The organism is Kutzneria sp. 744, assembly GCF_000568255.1.
Taxonomy (GTDB): domain Bacteria; phylum Actinomycetota; class Actinomycetes; order Mycobacteriales; family Pseudonocardiaceae; genus Kutzneria.
In genome coordinates, this window is sequence record NZ_KK037166.1 from 4,708,168 (window position 1) to 4,709,557 (window position 1,390).

Sequence of the window (1,390 nt, forward strand, 5' to 3'; positions counted from 1 at the left end):
CGATCTGCCGTTCGGGTTCAATCCGTCCCAGAACCCTGACGACCGCGGCGAGGGCTCCTCCTCCGGCGGCGGAAACACACCGCCCGGGGGGATGCCGCCCGGGGGCGTCCCCTTCGACATGGGCCAGCTCGGCCAGATGCTCAGCCAGCTGGGTCAGATGCTCAGCCAGGCCCAGACATCGGGTGGCGGGCCGGTCAACTACGAGCTGGCCAAGCAGATCGCGGTGCAGCAGCTGGCCCAGTCCGGCGGCGCCGCGGGCGCCGACCAGACCGGCGCCGTGGCTGACGCGGTGCACCTGGCCGAGATGTGGCTGGACCCGGCGACCACCCTGCCGGCCGGCGCGCGTGTGGCCAAGGCGTGGTCGGCGACGGACTGGGTGAACGAGACGCTGCCGACCTGGCAGCGGCTGTTCGACCCGGTGGCGCAGCGGGTGTCCGGCGCCTGGGTCGACGCGTTGCCCGAGGAGGCCAAGGCCGCGGCCGGCCCGATGCTGGCGATGGTCGGCCAGATGGGCGGCATGGCGTTCGGCTCGCAGCTCGGCAACGCGCTGGCGCAGCTGGCGGCCGAGGTCCTCACCTCCACCGACGTCGGCCTGCCGCTCGGGCCCGAGGGCACCGCCTCGCTGTTGCCGGCCAACATCGAGAAGTTCACCGGCGGCCTGGAGCGCCCGGCCAGCGAGGTCATGGTCTTCCTGGCCGCACGCGAGGCCGCCCACCAGCGGCTGTTCGCCCACGTGCCGTGGCTGCGGCAGACTGCTGGCCACGGTCGAGGAGTTCGCCCGGGGCATCAAGGTCGACACCGCCGCGTTGGAGCAGCTGGCCACGCAGATCGACCCGAGCAACCCGCAGAGCATCGAGGAGGCCATGCGGTCCGGCCTGCTCGAACCGCAGACCACGCCCGAGCAGAAGTCGGCGCTCACCCGCCTGGAGACGCTGCTGGCCCTGGTCGAGGGCTGGGTGGACGTGGTCGTCGGCGACGCCGTCGGCGAGCGCCTGCCGGGCGCCGAGGCCCTGCGCGAGACGCTGCGTCGCCGCCGGGCCAGCGGCGGGCCGGCCGAGCAGACCTTCGCCACCCTTGTCGGCCTTGAACTCCGGCCGCGCCGGCTGCGCGCCGCCGCCGCCCTGTGGCGTCTGGTCGGCGACCAGCACGGCATCGAGAAGCGGGACGGCATCTGGGCCCACCCGGACCTCATTCCGACGGCCGAGGACCTCGACGACCCGATGGAGTTCTCCGAGCGCCTCGGCGCCGTCGGCGAGCTCGGCGACGATCCGATCGCCGAGCTCGAGCGCACCGAGCGCGAGGAGAAGGAGCGGGGCGAAAGCGGCCCCGGTCAGAGCTGACCAGCACCGAGGACGCGATTTCGTGGCGGCCTGCGCCACGAAATCGGTCT

General features: G+C 73.5%; 1 pseudogene. It reads left to right on the forward strand.

The annotated features are described in order from the left end of the window. Positions 1–1,340: pseudogene (locus tag KUTG_RS20915) on the forward strand (zinc-dependent metalloprotease); the annotation flags it as partial. Between the last annotated feature and the right edge of the window lie 50 nt (positions 1,341–1,390).